This window comes from Variovorax sp. FG153 (assembly GCF_057809595.1).
Genome location: NZ_JBMDKG010000005.1, coordinates 236,922 through 250,404, shown reverse-complemented (window position 1 = coordinate 250,404; position 13,483 = coordinate 236,922). Strand labels below are relative to the sequence as shown.

13 protein-coding genes are annotated in these 13,483 nt (G+C 69.2%); 7 read left to right on the top strand and 6 right to left on the bottom strand.

Annotated elements, in window-relative coordinates:
- Positions 1-35 precede the first annotated feature (35 nt).
- Positions 36-926, top strand: coding sequence for an AraC family transcriptional regulator (locus tag ACODT0_RS09030; protein WP_296729835.1), 891 nt, complete (start codon positions 36-38; stop codon positions 924-926).
- 19 nt (positions 927-945) lie between these two features.
- Here ACODT0_RS09030 and ACODT0_RS09025 read toward each other — a convergent pair whose 3' ends face one another.
- Entirely contained in the window at positions 946-1,974 is a 1,029-nt protein-coding gene (locus ACODT0_RS09025) for an SDR family oxidoreductase (RefSeq protein WP_057592386.1), read from the bottom strand.
- Between the two features lie 64 nt (positions 1,975-2,038).
- On the opposite strand from ACODT0_RS09025, the gene ACODT0_RS09020 reads away from it, so the two are divergent.
- On the top strand, positions 2,039-3,052 hold the full coding sequence (locus ACODT0_RS09020) for an AraC family transcriptional regulator (RefSeq protein ID WP_489041089.1): 1,014 nt from the start codon (positions 2,039-2,041) through the stop codon (positions 3,050-3,052).
- Here ACODT0_RS09020 and ACODT0_RS09015 read toward each other — a convergent pair.
- On the bottom strand, positions 3,049-4,278 hold the full coding sequence (locus tag ACODT0_RS09015) for a nucleoside recognition domain-containing protein (protein ID WP_057592388.1): 1,230 nt from the start codon (positions 4,276-4,278) through the stop codon (positions 3,049-3,051). The two genes, ACODT0_RS09020 and ACODT0_RS09015, sit on opposite strands and share 4 nt — an antisense overlap.
- 107 nt (positions 4,279-4,385) lie before the next feature.
- Between ACODT0_RS09015 and ACODT0_RS09010 the strand changes: the two genes are divergently transcribed.
- The 3 genes from ACODT0_RS09010 to ACODT0_RS09000 all read left to right on the top strand — a co-directional run bounded on the left by ACODT0_RS09010 (position 4,386) and on the right by ACODT0_RS09000 (position 8,323).
- Positions 4,386-5,969, top strand: a complete 1,584-nt coding sequence (locus ACODT0_RS09010) for a phospholipase D family protein (protein WP_057592389.1) — start codon at positions 4,386-4,388, stop codon at positions 5,967-5,969.
- Between the two features lie 172 nt (positions 5,970-6,141).
- The gene (locus ACODT0_RS09005) at positions 6,142-7,626 is read left to right on the top strand and encodes a sensor domain-containing diguanylate cyclase (protein ID WP_261212042.1); all 1,485 of its coding nucleotides are present in this window, start codon (positions 6,142-6,144) and stop codon (positions 7,624-7,626) included.
- Positions 7,627-7,708: 82 nt separating this feature from the next.
- On the top strand, positions 7,709-8,323 hold the full coding sequence (locus tag ACODT0_RS09000; RefSeq protein WP_057592391.1) for a TetR/AcrR family transcriptional regulator: 615 nt from the start codon (positions 7,709-7,711) through the stop codon (positions 8,321-8,323).
- On the opposite strand, the gene ACODT0_RS08995 is transcribed toward ACODT0_RS09000, so the two are convergent.
- Both ACODT0_RS08995 and ACODT0_RS08990 read right to left on the bottom strand, forming a co-directional pair.
- A complete protein-coding gene (locus ACODT0_RS08995) occupies positions 8,320-8,724 on the bottom strand; it encodes a phage holin family protein (protein WP_057592392.1) in 405 nt (134 codons plus the stop codon). The two genes, ACODT0_RS09000 and ACODT0_RS08995, sit on opposite strands and share 4 nt — an antisense overlap.
- Before the next feature lie 72 nt (positions 8,725-8,796).
- A complete protein-coding gene (locus ACODT0_RS08990; RefSeq protein WP_489041088.1) occupies positions 8,797-9,603 on the bottom strand; it encodes a metallophosphoesterase in 807 nt (268 codons plus the stop codon).
- 126 nt (positions 9,604-9,729) lie between these two features.
- Between ACODT0_RS08990 and ACODT0_RS08985 the strand changes: the two genes are divergently transcribed.
- Positions 9,730-9,903, top strand: a complete 174-nt coding sequence (locus tag ACODT0_RS08985) for a hypothetical protein (RefSeq protein ID WP_172705418.1) — start codon at positions 9,730-9,732, stop codon at positions 9,901-9,903.
- A 16-nt stretch (positions 9,904-9,919) separates the two neighbouring features.
- Here the strand turns inward: ACODT0_RS08985 and ACODT0_RS08980 are convergent, their stop codons facing one another.
- Positions 9,920-10,900, bottom strand: a complete 981-nt coding sequence (locus ACODT0_RS08980) for a LysR family transcriptional regulator (RefSeq protein WP_489041087.1) — start codon at positions 10,898-10,900, stop codon at positions 9,920-9,922.
- Positions 10,901-11,002: 102 nt separating this feature from the next.
- Between ACODT0_RS08980 and ACODT0_RS08975 the strand changes: the two genes are divergently transcribed.
- Entirely contained in the window at positions 11,003-11,548 is a 546-nt protein-coding gene (locus ACODT0_RS08975; protein WP_057592407.1) for a hypothetical protein, read from the top strand.
- 87 nt (positions 11,549-11,635) lie between these two features.
- On the opposite strand, the gene ACODT0_RS08970 is transcribed toward ACODT0_RS08975, so the two are convergent.
- The gene (locus ACODT0_RS08970) at positions 11,636-13,483 is read right to left on the bottom strand and encodes a phosphoenolpyruvate carboxykinase (GTP) (RefSeq protein ID WP_057592396.1); all 1,848 of its coding nucleotides are present in this window, start codon (positions 13,481-13,483) and stop codon (positions 11,636-11,638) included.

Below are 13,483 nucleotides of genomic sequence, written 5' to 3'. Positions count from 1 at the left end.
GTGTTTTCCCTCTCCGACAGAAAGACAAGACGCCCGTGCAGACCTTCGCCGAGCGATTCGACACCACGACCGCGTCCCGCACGAAGTTCGAACCCGAGGCGGTCCTGCTGCAGGACCAGGGCCTCTGGCCCGGGCTGCGGCTCGAGGAGTGGCGCGGCTCGGGCGGGGAGATGCCCGAGACCGTGCTGTTCCAGCACGGCGTGATGCTTCACCACGAGGCACTGACCTCCGCGCGCATCCACTGGTCGGGGCACCGGCCGGTGACGGGCGACTTCGCGCCGGGCAGCTTCGGCATCTTTCCCGCCGGGCTGTCGTACAGCGGGCATGCGCGCGGCCGCTGGCGCGGCGTGGTGCTGGGTCTGACGCCGGGCCTGGTGCAGGCGGTCTCGAGCTCGCCGGGCGCGAGGACGGTCGAGCTGGTGCCGGGCAACGGCATCCGCGACGGCTTCGTCTGGCAGGCCAGCCTCGCGCTCGCCGCCGACATCCGCGAGGGCTATCCGGGCGGCGCGATCTACGGGGAAAGCATCGCGGTGGCGCTGGCGGCCTACCTGCGGCGGCACCATGCGGCCGATCCGCGGCTGCAGGTCGAGCGCATCGATGCCGGCGACGCGCTGCGCCGGCGCGTGCAGCAGTTCATCCTCGACCAGTTGCACGAGAAGCTCACGCTCGCCGAGATGGCGGCCTTCGTGCAACTCGATGTCTATTCGTTCGCGCGCTGGTTCAAGCGCGCCTTCGGCATGCCGCCGCACCGTTACCTGATGGCCGCGCGGATCGCGCGCGCGAGGACGCTGTTGCTGCGCACCGAGCTGAGCCTGGTCGAGATCGCGCTGCAGTGCGGCTTCAGCAGCCAGAGCCACCTGTCGAGCGCGTTCCGGCGCTTCGCCGGCATCGCGCCCGGCAGCTACCGGGCGCGCGGGAGGGAATGAGGCGGCGGAGCTGCGCCGCTCACGCCTTCAGCAGCTGGAGCCGCACCAGGCTCTCGGCCGTGGCGACGATCGCTTCCTCGGCCGAGCGCGGATTCCATCCGAGCAGCCGCCGGGCCTTCTCGCTGGTGGCGTTCATGTTCACGCCGAGCATCGGCACGACGGCCTTCATGCGCGGATCGGTCTTCGCGCCGAGCCGCACCAGCCAGTTGGGCAGGGCCCGCGTCGACACCTTCTGCGCCGCCGCGCCCATGCGCTCGCGCAGGATGCCCGCCACGTCGGCCAGCCACAGGCTCTCGCCCGCGATCGCGAGGAAGCGCTCGCCCTTGCCGGCCGGATGCGTCATCGCGAGCAGGTGCAGGTCCGCCACATCGCGCACGTCGACGAAGCCCGAGTTGATCTTGGGCGAGCCGGGCTGGCCGTCCATCATTCCCTTGATGATCTGGATCGAGTGCGAGAAGTCGGCGCCGAGCGCGGGGCCCAGCACCGCGGTCGGGTTGACGGCCGCGAGCTCGAGGCCGCGGCCTTCCTTCTCGACGAAGGCCCACGCGGCGCGCTCGGACAGCGTCTTCGACTTCTGATAAGGCGCGACGTCGCCCGCGAGGTTGCTCCAGTCCTCTTCGTTGAAGGGCCGGTCCATCGGCCCATGGCCGACGCCGACCGCGCCGAAGGCCGAGGTGAGGACCACGCGCTTGACGCCCGCATCGCGCGCGGCGCGCAGCACGCGCAGGTTGCCGTCGACGGCCGGCCGGACCCAGTCCTCGTCGGTGGCATAGCTGCCCGATGGCGTGGGCGAGGCGCCGTGGATCACGTAGGTGCATCCCTTCGCGGCCTCGGCCCAGCCGGCGTCCGCGCCCAGGTCCGCGACCACGAAGCCCAGCCGCTCGCCCGGCTCGGCGCCGCCCGTCCTGAGGTGCTCGCGGACCTCCGCTTCCCGTGCGAGCGTGCGCACGGTCGTGCGGACGCGAAATCCCTGGGCCAGCAGTGCGAGGATGCAGTGCTGCGCGATGAAGCCGGTGCCGCCGGTGACCAATACCAAAGCCTGTTCCATGTCCGTTCCTTGTTCGTCCTTGATTCGAGATGGGGAACGATATTTCGAGGGGGTCGGACTGTGAATGCTTGGGAGTACGCTTTGCTTGCGCGATAGTACGAAGATGAGCGCCGATCCCTTCTCCGACATCCTCAAGCTGACCCATGCGCAGAGCCTGGTGACCGGCGGCTTCACGGCCGGCGGCACCTGGGCCATCCGTTTTCCGGCGCCCGACAAGATCAAGTTCTTCGCCGTCGTGAAGGGCCACTGCTGGGTCCGCATCGAGGGGGAGCCCGAACCCGCGCGCTTCGAGACCGGCGACGTGGGGCTGCTGTCGGCGCACCGCTGGTCGATCCTGTCCAGCGATCCCGAGGCCGAGCCCGTCGATGCCATGGGCCTGTTCTCGGGCGCGGGCCGCTCCTCGGCGCAGCTCGGCGACGGCAGCGAGTTCGCGCACATCGGCGGCCATGTGCTGCTCGATCCGGTCAGCGGGCCCTTGTTGCTGAATGCGCTGCCGCCGTGGATCCATGTCCGCGCGTCGGCGCCGCAGGCCCCGGTGTTCCGCTGGCTGCTCGATCACCTGATGGAGGAGCGCACGCAGGCACAGCCGGGTGCGCAGCTCGCCGCGGCCCAGCTCGCGCAGCTGCTGTTCATCCAGATCCTGCGCGCGCACCTGGGAACCTCGGGGCCGCTGGTCGCGGGCTGGCTGCGCGCCCTGAGCGAGCCGCGCATCGCGCCGGCCCTGCGGGCGATGCACGACGATCCGGCGCGGTCCTGGCACCTGGAGGAGCTGGCCAGCGCCTGCGCCATGTCGCGCACCACCTTCGCTTCGCACTTCAAGGCCGTGGCCGGCATCGCTCCGCTGGGCTACCTGACCGAGTGGCGCATGCGCCTGGCCGAGCGCGCGCTCGGCGAGGACGACACGCCGGTCGCGCTCGTGGCACAGAGCCTGGGCTACAGCTCCGAGAGCGCGTTCAGCCATGCCTTCAAGCGCGTCACCGGGAGTTCGCCGACGGCCTACCGGCAGGCGCTGCGCGCGGGGGCGAGCCGTGCCGTGGTGGAACTGCCGGGCCGCGAGGCGGTGCCGCAGGAGTCCTAGCCGAAGAACCAGTAGCAGACCGCGATCGCCGCGACCACCCCCGCCAGCTCGGCCAGCAATGCGCAGGCCACCGCATGCCGCGCGCGCTGGATGCCGACCGCGCCGAAGTACACGGCCAGCACGTAGAAGGTGGTCTCGGTGCTGCCCTGGATGGTGGCGGCCACGAGCGCGGGGAAGCTGTCGACGCCCTGGCTCTTCATGGTCTCGATCAGCATCGCGCGCGCCGCGCTGCCCGAGAAGGGCTTGACCAGCGCGGTGGGCATGGCGTCGACGAAGCGCGCGTCGAAGCCGCCCGCGTCGACCAGCCAGCGCAGGCCGTCGAGCGCGAGGTCGAGCGCGCCCGAGGCGCGCAGCACGCCGATCGCGCACAGCATCGCGACCAGGTAGGGCAGCAGGTTCTTCGCGATGTCGAAGCCTTCCTTGGCGCCCTCGATGAAGCATTCGTAGACCTTCACGCGTTTCAGCGCGCCGGCCAGCAGGAACGCGACGATCACGCCGAACAGCACGAGGTTGCCCAGCAGCGAGGAGAGCGCGGCGATGGCGGCGGCCGAGAGCGTGCCCAGCAGCGCCATGAAGCCGCCGAGCAGCAGCGCGCCCGGCAGCAGGTAGGCCAGCACCACCGGGTCCCACAGCTTGAGCCGCTGCGCCACGGCCACCGCGAGCAGCCCGACCAGCGTGGAGGCGCTGGTGGCCAGCAGGATCGGCAGGAACACCAGCGTGGGATCGGCCGCGCCCTGCTGCGCGCGGTACATGAAGATGGTGACCGGCAGCAGCGTGAGCGAGGAGGCGTTGAGCACCAGGAACAGAATCTGCGCGTTGGTGGCCGTGACCGGGTCGGGGTTGAGCCGCTGCAGCTCGCGCATCGCCTTCAGGCCGATCGGCGTGGCGGCGTTGTCCAGGCCCAGCGCGTTGGCCGCGAAGTTCATGGTGATCAGGCCCAGCGCCGGATGGCCGGCCGGCACGCCGGGCATCAGCCGGCGGAACAGCGGGCCGAGCATGCGCGCGAGCCAGCCCACGAGGCCGGCCGCCTCGGCGATGCGCAGGAAGCCCAGCCACAAGGTGAGGGTGCCGAACAGCAGCACCATGACCTCGACCGCGAGCCTGGCCATCGCGAACAGGCTCTCGACCAGCGCCGCGAAGACGGCCGGGTCGCCGCCGAGCAGCCAGCGGCCGAAGGCGGCCAGCGCCGCCACCAGGAAGAAACCCAGCCACAAGCCGTTGAGCACCCTTTTCTTACCCCTTTTCTTAGCCTTCTCTTACCCCGCATGCTGCCGTGCCGCCGCGCCGATCATAGGGGTGCCTTTCGTCATCGCCGCGAGCTACATTTCGAGCCATGCCCGCCACCCCGCTCCGCCGCCTCGCCGCGCTCGCCCTGTGCGCGACTGCATGGCTCGCGGGCTGCGCGAGCCTGCCGCCACCGCCACCCGAGAAGCCGCCGACCCTGGCCTTCACCGACGTGGCGCAGACCGAGCTGGGCCAGCTCGCCTACAAGGACGCGCCGGGCGGCAGCGAGACCCCGCTGTCGGGCTTCCGGCTGCTGCCCGAGGCGGCCTTCGCCTTCGACGCGCGCATCTCGCTGGCGCGCCATGCCGAGAAGTCGCTCGACGTTCAGTACTACCTGATCCAGAACGACGACGTCGGCCTGCTGTTCCTCAAGGAGCTGCGCGAGGCGGCCGCGCGCGGCGTGCGCGTGCGCCTGCTGGTCGACGACCTCTACACCGGCGGCGCCGACGAGGTCTTCAGCACCTTCTCGGCCTTCCCGAACGTGGAGGTGCGGCTGTTCAATCCACTGCCCTCGCGCGCGAGCTCGCTGGCCACGCGGCTGGCGCTGTCGATCACCGACTTCGGCCGCATCAACCACCGCATGCACAACAAGCTGCTGATCGCCGACAACAGCTTCGCGGTCTCGGGCGGGCGCAACATCGCCAACGAGTACTTCATGCGCAGCACGGCGGCGAACTTCATCGACATGGACGTGATCTCGTGCGGCCCGGTGGTGCGCAAGATGTCCGAGGGCTTCGACCGCTACTGGAACAGCCCGCACGTGCGCCCGATCGAGAACATCGCGCCGCTGGCCATGACGCCCGAGGCGGCGCAGCGCCGCTTCGACGAGATCGCGCGCACCGCCGTGCCCGACGTGCCGATCCGCCCGCGCGACATCCTCGACAAGTCGCCCGTGGGCGAACAGCTGATCACCGGCAAGCTCGACCGCTACTGGGCGCCGTTCACGCTGTTCGTGGACGATCCCGAGAAGATCGCGCGCAAGCCCGAGCTGGCCTACCGCGGCAGCGTGACCGAGGGCGCGCTCGGCGTCATCGACTCGGCGCAGCACGACGTGAAGATCGCCTCGCCGTACTTCATCCCGGGCGCGCGCGGCATGGCGCAGATGAAGAAGAACGTGGCCTCGGGCGTGCGCATCACGGTGATCACCAATTCGCTGGGCGCCACCGACGAGCCGCTGGCCTACGCGGGCTACGAGCGCTACCGCGCCGACATGCTGAAGATCGGCGTCAACATCTTCGAGATCGCGCCGCTGCTCAGCGGGCGCTCGGGCCAGTTCGGCGACTTCGGCAAGACCATCAGCCGGCTGCACGCCAAGCTCGCGATCGTGGACCAGGAGCGCTTCTTCGTCGGCTCGATGAACCTCGACCACCGCTCGGCCGCGGTCAACACCGAGATCGGGCTGGTGATCGACAGCCCCGACATGGTCAACGACTACGAGCGGCTGATGCGCACCACCGCGCGCGTCAACATCGGCTACCGCCTGCGGCTGGGGCCCGACGGCCGCCGCGTGCAGTGGCTCGAATATGACGACGCGGGCGGCGACATCGTCCACGAGGACGAGCCCGGCGAGTTCATCTGGCTGCGCTTCAAGAACTGGCTGCTGCTGCCGATCGTGGGCGAAGAGCTGCTCTGAAGGGCCGTCACGCCGCCCGTGCAGAATCCCCGGCGGCGGGCTCGCGCCGGGTGCCTTCACAGGGTAATAATTAAGTCTAAAGTCCCTGGCGCCTTCCGCTCCGGGCCCGATCCTTGCCGGATCGTCGCGGCGGCGATGCCCTGTCCCGTCTCTTCTTTCGAAAGCTTCACGGATGGACCTGACCGACGCGACCGATGCCGCTCCCGTCGACGATCTTGACGCCACCTTCGACCTGGCGCCGGTTTCGCTCTGGATCGAGGACTACAGCGCGCTGCGGCGCATGCTCGACGGCTGGCGTGCGCAGGGCGTGAGCGACCTCGTCGCCTTCCTGGCCGAGGACCCGCAGCGCGTGCGTGACTGCATGGCCTCGCTGAAGGTGCTGCGCGTGAACCGCCACACGCTCGAGCTGTTCGCGGCCGAGAGCCAGGCGCAGCTGCTGGGTTCGCTCGACAGCGTGTTCCGCGGCGACATGTCGGCCACCGTGGTGCACGAGCTCGACCAGCTCTGGCGCGGCCAGATGCGCTTCGAGAGCGAGACCGTGAACTACGCGCTCGACGGCCGCCGGCTCGACGTGCGGGTGCGCGCGCGCGTGCTGCCGGGCCACGAGGAGCGCTGGGACCGCGTGCTGGTGGCGCTCGACGACGTGACCGAACGCGTGGCGGCGCAGCGCCGGCAGGCCGAGAGCGAGCGCTATGCGCGCAGCCTGTTCGACCACTCGCCGGTGTCGCTGTGGGTGGAGGACTTCAGCGCGGTGCGTGGCCTGCTCGAGAACCTGCGCGCGCGCGGCATCACCGACTTCGCCACCTTCCTCAAGGTGCACCCCGAGTTCGTGACCCGCTGCATGCAGGAGATCCGCGTCATCGACGTGAACCACGAGACGCTGCGCATGTTCGGCGCGCCCGACCTGGGCACCTTGCTGGGCAGCCTGCCGCGCATCTTCCGCGACGAGATGCGCGAATCCTTCGCCGAGCAGCTGCAGGACCTGTGGAACCACAAGACGCTGCAGCAGCGCGAGGTGGTCAACTACTCGCTCGCGGGCGAGATGCTCAACATCCACATGCAGTTCGCGGTGCAGGAAGACCGCCTCGACAGCTGGGACCTGGTGCTGGTCTCGCTGGTCGACATCACCGCACGCAAGAAGGCCGAGGCCTACCTCGAGTACCTGGGCAAGCACGACGTGCTCACGCAGCTGTGCAACCGCACCTTCTATACCGAGGAGCTCAACCGGCTCGCGCGCAAGGGGCCGTGGCCGGTGTCGATCGTGGCGATCGACCTCAACGGCCTGAAGCAGCTCAACGACCAAGAAGGCCACGCCGCCGGCGACACCATGCTGCGGCGCATGGGCGAGGTGCTCGCCAAGGCGGTCGACGCGCCGTCCTGGCCCGCGCGCATCGGCGGCGACGAGTTCGCGGTGCTGATGCCGCAGACCGACGAGCGCGGCGCCGAGGCGATGCGCGAGCGCATCCTCGTGCTGCTCGAGCTCAACAACCAGTTCCATGCCGGCCAGAGCGGCCATGCGCTGAGCCTGGCGATCGGGCTGGCGACCTGCCATGCGGGCGATTCGCTCGAGGCCACGCTGCAGCGCGCCGACCGCGCGATGTACGCGGACAAGGCACTGCACTACAAGGACAGCGTGCACGAGCGCCGCGGCAGCTGAGACCGCGACGGAATTCCTAGACCGGCTGGTAATTCCGCGTGCGGGGTGTATGCCGGGCGACGCGCGAGACTAGAATTTCGGCATGACCGTTCCGACCGCCAAGCCTTCGTTCAAGGAGCAGATGCTGGCTGCGCGGGAAGAGGCCATCGTGCAGACCGCCAACCGGCTGCTGGCGCAGAAGGGCTTCGAATCGATGACGGTCGACGAGGTCGCGGCCTCGGTGGGCATCGCCAAGGCCAGCCTCTACAAGCATTTCCCGAGCAAGGAAGACCTGGCGGCCGCCGCGATGGTGCGGCTGATGCAGCGCACGCTCGACATGCTCGCGGCGCTGCCGGCCGACGAGCCGCCGATCGGCAAGCTGCGCGCCACGGTGCGCTGGGCGCTCGAGCTGCAGCTCGCGGGCGAGATGCCTTCGCTGCCGCACCAGAACTCCAGCCTGCGCGCGACCCTGCTGGGCAACCGGGGCTACATCGACCGCCTGGTGACCATCAGCGACACCCTCGGTGGCTGGATCCAGGCGGCCCAGGCCGACGGCTCGATGAATCCGAAGCTGCCCGCGATCGGCGTGCTCTACACGCTCTATGCGCGCGGCTGCGATCCGGTGCTGGGCTTCCTGCAGGGCGGTGGGCAGCACAGCGACGCGCAGATCGTCGAGCTGGTGCTCTCGACCTGCTTCGACGGCCTGGCTGCGCGTTAGAGCCAGTTGCCGGTGCCCTGCGGCATCTGGATCGTGGTGGCGGGATCGCTGCCGCCGACGAAGGCGCCGATCAGGATGCTGAGGATCGAGACGAACAGGCTCGCGAACAGCGCGGTCCAGAAGCCCGAGACCCGGAAGCCGCGCACCAGCGCCGCCACCAGCAGGATCATCAGCGCGTTGATCACCAGCAGGAACAGGCCGAAGGTCACCAGCGTGAGCGGCAGGGTCAGCACGATCAGCAGCGGCTTCACGACCGCGTTCGCCAGGCCCAGCAGCAGCGCCGAGATGACCAGCGCGCCGGTGCTCTCGAAAGTCAGGCCCTTGAAGATGTGGCTTGCTATCCAGAGCGAGAGCGCGGTGATGGCCCAGTGGATGAGGAAGGGAGCGAGGTTGTCGAGCATGCGCGGGCGGCCAGTGGCCGGAGGGCGGTTGTTGGAGGAGGAGTGCGGGCCATCATATCGGCGGCCCCCGGTTCAGCGGACCTCGATCAGCAGTTCGGGCTGGAAGCCCTCCTGCTCGCCCTTGCTGCGGTAGCCCAGCGGATTGGCCACCACGCGGCAACCGTCCTTCACGTAGTCGAAGGCGCAGTGCAGGTGGCCGTGCAGCCAGAGGCTGGCTTGCGGCAGCAGCTCGTCGAGCGAGTTGCAGAAGCCCGCCGTGCCGGGCGTGAGCCCGTAGCGCGGATCGGCGCTGGCCAGCGAGGGCGCGAAATGGGTGATGGCGACCGTGGTGCCGTCGAAGGGCTGGGCCAGCGCCTCGCGCAGCCAGGCCTGGCAGGTGAGCCCTTGCTCTCGCAATTCGGCCGACAGGAAGGGTGTGCCGTTGCGCCGCGAGGACATCTTCTCGAGGTAGAAATCGGCCGCGCGCATCGCCTTGCCGCGCTTCTTGAGCGCCTCGGCGAGGCCGTCGGTGGGCGTCACGAGCGCGTCGAAATCGGCCCACAGCGTGGTGCCGATGAAGCGGATGCCCTCGATCACCAGCGTTTCGCGCTCGAGCCAGAGGATGCCGAGCTCCTCGCACAGCGCGCGCAGCCGAACGTGGGTGTCGTCGAAATCGAGGTTGTCGTACTCGTGGTTGCCCGGCACGTAGATCACGGGCGTCGGCCAGCCCTTTTTGGGCGAAAACCGACCGAGGCCGAAGTCGGGATCCTCCAGGCGCGAGCCTTCCTGGTAGGAGCCCACGTCGCCCGCGAGCACCAGCAGGTCGGCGCCCGGCACGGGCTCGGCATGGAAGCGCGGATGGGATTCGAGATGCAGGTCCGACAGCAGCTGCAGTTTCATCAGGGTTTCTATCTAGGTGGATCAGCCTATGCGCATCACGCATAGATGTGGCATTTTTTAACTAGGGTTAACCCCTAATCTATGGGGCATCAACCACTGCAGCGCAGCCAAGAGCCGCGCACCATCATGTTCAGCCTCATTGCCCAAGTGGCACGTTTCTTCCGTTCCTCCGCCCATTCTGCGCCGGCCAGCCACGCCGCGGCGCTGATGGAAAGCGCCGACGTGCGCGCGGGTCTCGACGCCCACCACGCGCAGGAACTGCGCGGCGCGGCAGCCGCCTGGCTGCGCGTGGTCCGCTGAACGGCCCACTGCCGTTTCAACCGGGCACCTTCCGCCCGAGGATCGAGCCCGCGAAGGCTGCCGCCGCCGAGCGCAGCAGCGACTGCCGCAGCCATTCGTGCGAATGGGCGTGCTGGGCGCGCCGGTGCCAGATGGCATCCACGTGCACCGGCGGCTGGTCGAAGGGCAGGTCGCGCAGCACCAGCTGGTCGCCGATGCCCGTGACCGTCACGAAATGGCGCGGCAGTACCGTCAGCAGATCGGTGGTCGCGACCACCTGGCCGGCGGTGAAGAACTGGTTCACCGTCACCACGATGCGCCGCTCGCGCCCGAGGGCGCCCAGCGTCTGGTCGATGAAGCCGTAGGGCCGGCCCGAGAAGCTCACCAGCAGGTGCCGCGCGGCGCAGTAGCCGTCGAGCGTGAGCGGCTGCTCGGCCAGCGGATGGCCGCGGCGCATCACGCACACGTACTGGCCCAGGTACAGCCGCTGGGTCTCGAAGGGCACGCCCACGCCCGACTGGCCGCGCGCCGCCAGGCTCGCGATCACGGCCGGAAAGTAGCCGATCGCCATGTCGACCTCCTCGTGCTCGAGCATGCGGCGAGGGTCGCGCGTGGTCAGCGGCAGCACCCGCATCGAAATGCCCGGCGCCTCGGTCTCGGCGATCCGCACCAGGCCCGGCATCAGCTCGGCCGCGGTGGCATCGGCCATGGCCAGCAGGAAGGTGGTGTCGGCGGTGCCGGCATCGAACTCGCCCGGCGCCAGCGTGTGCTGCAGCTGGCGCAGCGCGTCGCGCACCGTGGGCCATAGCGCCAGCGCGCGCGGCGTGGGCTCCACGCCGGCACTGGCGCGGCGCACCAGTTCGTCGCCGAGCACCTCGCGCAGCCGCCGCAGCGCATTGCTCACCGCCGGCTGCGTGATCGACAGGTTGCGCGCGGCGCGCGTGAGGTTGCGCTCCGCCATCACCTCGTCGAAGACACGAAGCAGGTTGAGGTCGAGCGTGCGGAAATTGACGTCCATCAGTCTTGTGAATGATAAACATCAGAAAGATAAAGTGGAAAGTTACTAGGGCAAACCCTAATATCGAGCCATCGGAAATAGAAACACGCCTTGGAGGGCACCATGACCAGCTTCGTACACGTCGACCAACCCACCGTCCACCCCGGCGTCCAGCGCGCCGAAGTCCTGTTCGGACACCTGAAGGCCGCGCGCGGCGGCAGCAGCGCCCGTCCGCTGATCCTGCTCCTGATCGTCGCCATCGTCTCGGCCGTGCTCGTGGTGGCCGACACCATCGTCACCCACTGGGACGAAGGCGCGCTGCTCGCGGCCTGGGCCCTGGTCTGCGCCGGCGCCTTCGCGGTGATCGCCCTGTTCGCCGGCTCGCTGGCCAACGGTGCCAACAAGCTGGGCGCCGCCTGGCTGGCCGCCTCGCAGCGCCGTGCCGCGGCCCGCGCCGACGCCCGCTTCCTCGAAACCGCGCACAGCGACCCGCGCGTGATGGCTGAACTGCAGGCCGCCGTCTGGCGCCAGCAGTCGGAAGGCACGGCGAGCGTGGCCGACGCAGCCCGTATCGACGCACTGGCCGGCGCCGCCGCCCGTACGCAAGCGGCCCGCATGCCCACGCTGTACGAAGCGATGCGCCGCATGAACAGCTCGCGCTACTACTGAGCCCATCGCGCGATCGCGCCCACGAAAAAGCCGCCCTCGGGCGGCTTTTTCGCGTCTGGAGCGCACCCCTCGCGGGGCGCGTTCACGTCAGGCAGCGAGGCGCTGCTCGATCGCCGCCTTGGTCGCGGGCAGTTCCTTCGGCAGGTGATGGGCCAGTTGCTCGAACAGCTCGTCGTGCAGCTTGAGCTCGGCCTGCCAGGCGGCCTTGTCGATGCTGGTGACGGTGGCGAACTGCTCGGCGCTGAAGTCCAGGCCGGTCCAGTTGAGGTCCTCGTAGCGCGGGCTCACGCCGGTGATGTGGTCGACGCCGTCGGCCTTGCCTTCGATGCGGTCGATCATCCACTTGAGCACGCGCATGTTCTCGCCGTAGCCGGGCCAGACGAACTTGCCGTCGGCGCCCTTGCGGAACCAGTTGGTGGTGTAGATGCGCGGCAGCGTGGCGCCCGAGGCCTGCAGCTTCTTGCCCAGGTCGAGCCAGTGCTGGAAGTAGTCGCTCATGTTGTAGCCCATGAACGGCAGCATCGCGAACGGATCGCGGCGCACCACGCCCTGCTGGCCAGCGGCCGCGGCGGTGGTTTCCGAGCCCATGGTCGCGGCCATGTAGACGCCCTCGACCCAGTTGCGGGCCTCGGTCACCAGCGGCACGGTGGTCGAGCGGCGGCCGCCGAAGATGAAGGCGTCGATCTTCACGCCCTTGGGATCGTCCCAGGCGTCGTCGAGCGCGGGGTTGTTGGTGGCGGCCACGGTGAAGCGCGCGTTCGGATGGGCGGCCTTGGCGCCGGTTTCCTTGGCGATCTGCGGTGTCCAGTCCTTGCCCTGCCAGTCGATGCAGTGCGCGGGCGCGTCGCCCATGCCTTCCCACCAGACGTCGCCGTCGTCGGTCAGCGCCACGTTCGTGAAGATCACGTCGCGGTCGAGGCTGGCCATGCAGTTCGGGTTGGTCAGGTCGTTGGTGCCCGGGGCCACGCCGAAGTACCCGGCCTCGGGGTTGATGGCGCGCAGCGTGCCGTCGGCCTGGGGCTTGATCCAGGCGATGTCGTCGCCGATGGTCGTGACCTTCCAGCCGTCGAAGCCGGCCGGCGGGATCAGCATCGCGAAGTTGGTCTTGCCGCAGGCGCTCGGGAAGGCGGCGGCCACGTGGTGCTTCTTGCCCGCGGGGCTGGTCACGCCCAGGATCAGCATGTGCTCGGCGAGCCAGCCTTCGTCGCGGCCCATGTTCGAGGCGATGCGCAGCGCGAAGCACTTCTTGCCCAAGAGCGCGTTGCCGCCGTAGCCCGAGCCGAAGCTCCAGATCTCGCGCGTCTCGGGGTAGTGGACGATGTACTTGGTCTTGTTGCAGGGCCAGGCGACGTCCTTCTGGCCGGCCTCGAGCGGCGCGCCCACGGTGTGCACGCAGGGCACGAACTCGCCGTCGGCGCCCAGCACCTCGTACACGGCCTTGCCCATGCGGGTCATGATCTTCATGTTGACCGCGACGTAGGGGCTGTCGGACAGCTCGATGCCGATGTGCGCGATCGGCGAGCCCAGCGGGCCCATGCTGAAGGGCACGACGTACATCGTGCGGCCCTTCATGCAGCCGTCAAAAAGAGGCTGCAGAGTGGCACGCATCTCGGCCGGGGCCATCCAGTTGTTGGTGGGGCCGGCGTCTTCCTTGTTGGCGGAGCAGATGTAGGTGCGGTCCTCGACGCGCGCCACGTCGCTCGGGTCGGAGGAGGCGAGGAACGAGTTCGGGCGCTTGGCGGGATTGAGCTTCTGGAAGGTGCCGGCGTCCACCAGTTGCTGGCAGAGGCGGTCGTACTCTTCGTTGCTGCCGTCGCACCAGTAGATGGATTCGGGTTTGCACAGCGCGGCCATGTCGGCCACCCAGGCAATCAGCTTGGCGTTCTTGACGTAGGCGGGCGCCTGAATGCCAAGGCCCTTCGTGGGTGCGTTCAT

Excerpts from the sequence above, each read along its gene's own strand:
- ACODT0_RS08975 (WP_057592407.1), top strand. The coding sequence starts at position 11,003 with ATGACCAGCTTCGTACACGTCGACCAACCCACCGTCCACCCCGGCGTC.
- ACODT0_RS08985 (WP_172705418.1), top strand. The coding sequence starts at position 9,730 with ATGTTCAGCCTCATTGCCCAAGTGGCACGTTTCTTCCGTTCCTCCGCC.
- ACODT0_RS08970 (WP_057592396.1), bottom strand. The coding sequence starts at position 13,483 with ATGAACGCACCCACGAAGGGCCTTGGCATTCAGGCGCCCGCCTACGTC.
- ACODT0_RS08995 (WP_057592392.1), bottom strand. The coding sequence starts at position 8,724 with ATGCTCGACAACCTCGCTCCCTTCCTCATCCACTGGGCCATCACCGCG.
- ACODT0_RS09025 (WP_057592386.1), bottom strand. The coding sequence starts at position 1,974 with ATGGAACAGGCTTTGGTATTGGTCACCGGCGGCACCGGCTTCATCGCG.
- ACODT0_RS08990 (WP_489041088.1), bottom strand. The coding sequence starts at position 9,603 with ATGAAACTGCAGCTGCTGTCGGACCTGCATCTCGAATCCCATCCGCGC.
- ACODT0_RS09005 (WP_261212042.1), top strand. The coding sequence starts at position 6,142 with ATGGACCTGACCGACGCGACCGATGCCGCTCCCGTCGACGATCTTGAC.
- ACODT0_RS09010 (WP_057592389.1), top strand. The coding sequence starts at position 4,386 with ATGCCCGCCACCCCGCTCCGCCGCCTCGCCGCGCTCGCCCTGTGCGCG.
- ACODT0_RS09000 (WP_057592391.1), top strand. The coding sequence starts at position 7,709 with ATGACCGTTCCGACCGCCAAGCCTTCGTTCAAGGAGCAGATGCTGGCT.
- ACODT0_RS09020 (WP_489041089.1), top strand. The coding sequence starts at position 2,039 with ATGCTTGGGAGTACGCTTTGCTTGCGCGATAGTACGAAGATGAGCGCC.
- ACODT0_RS08980 (WP_489041087.1), bottom strand. The coding sequence starts at position 10,900 with ATGGACGTCAATTTCCGCACGCTCGACCTCAACCTGCTTCGTGTCTTC.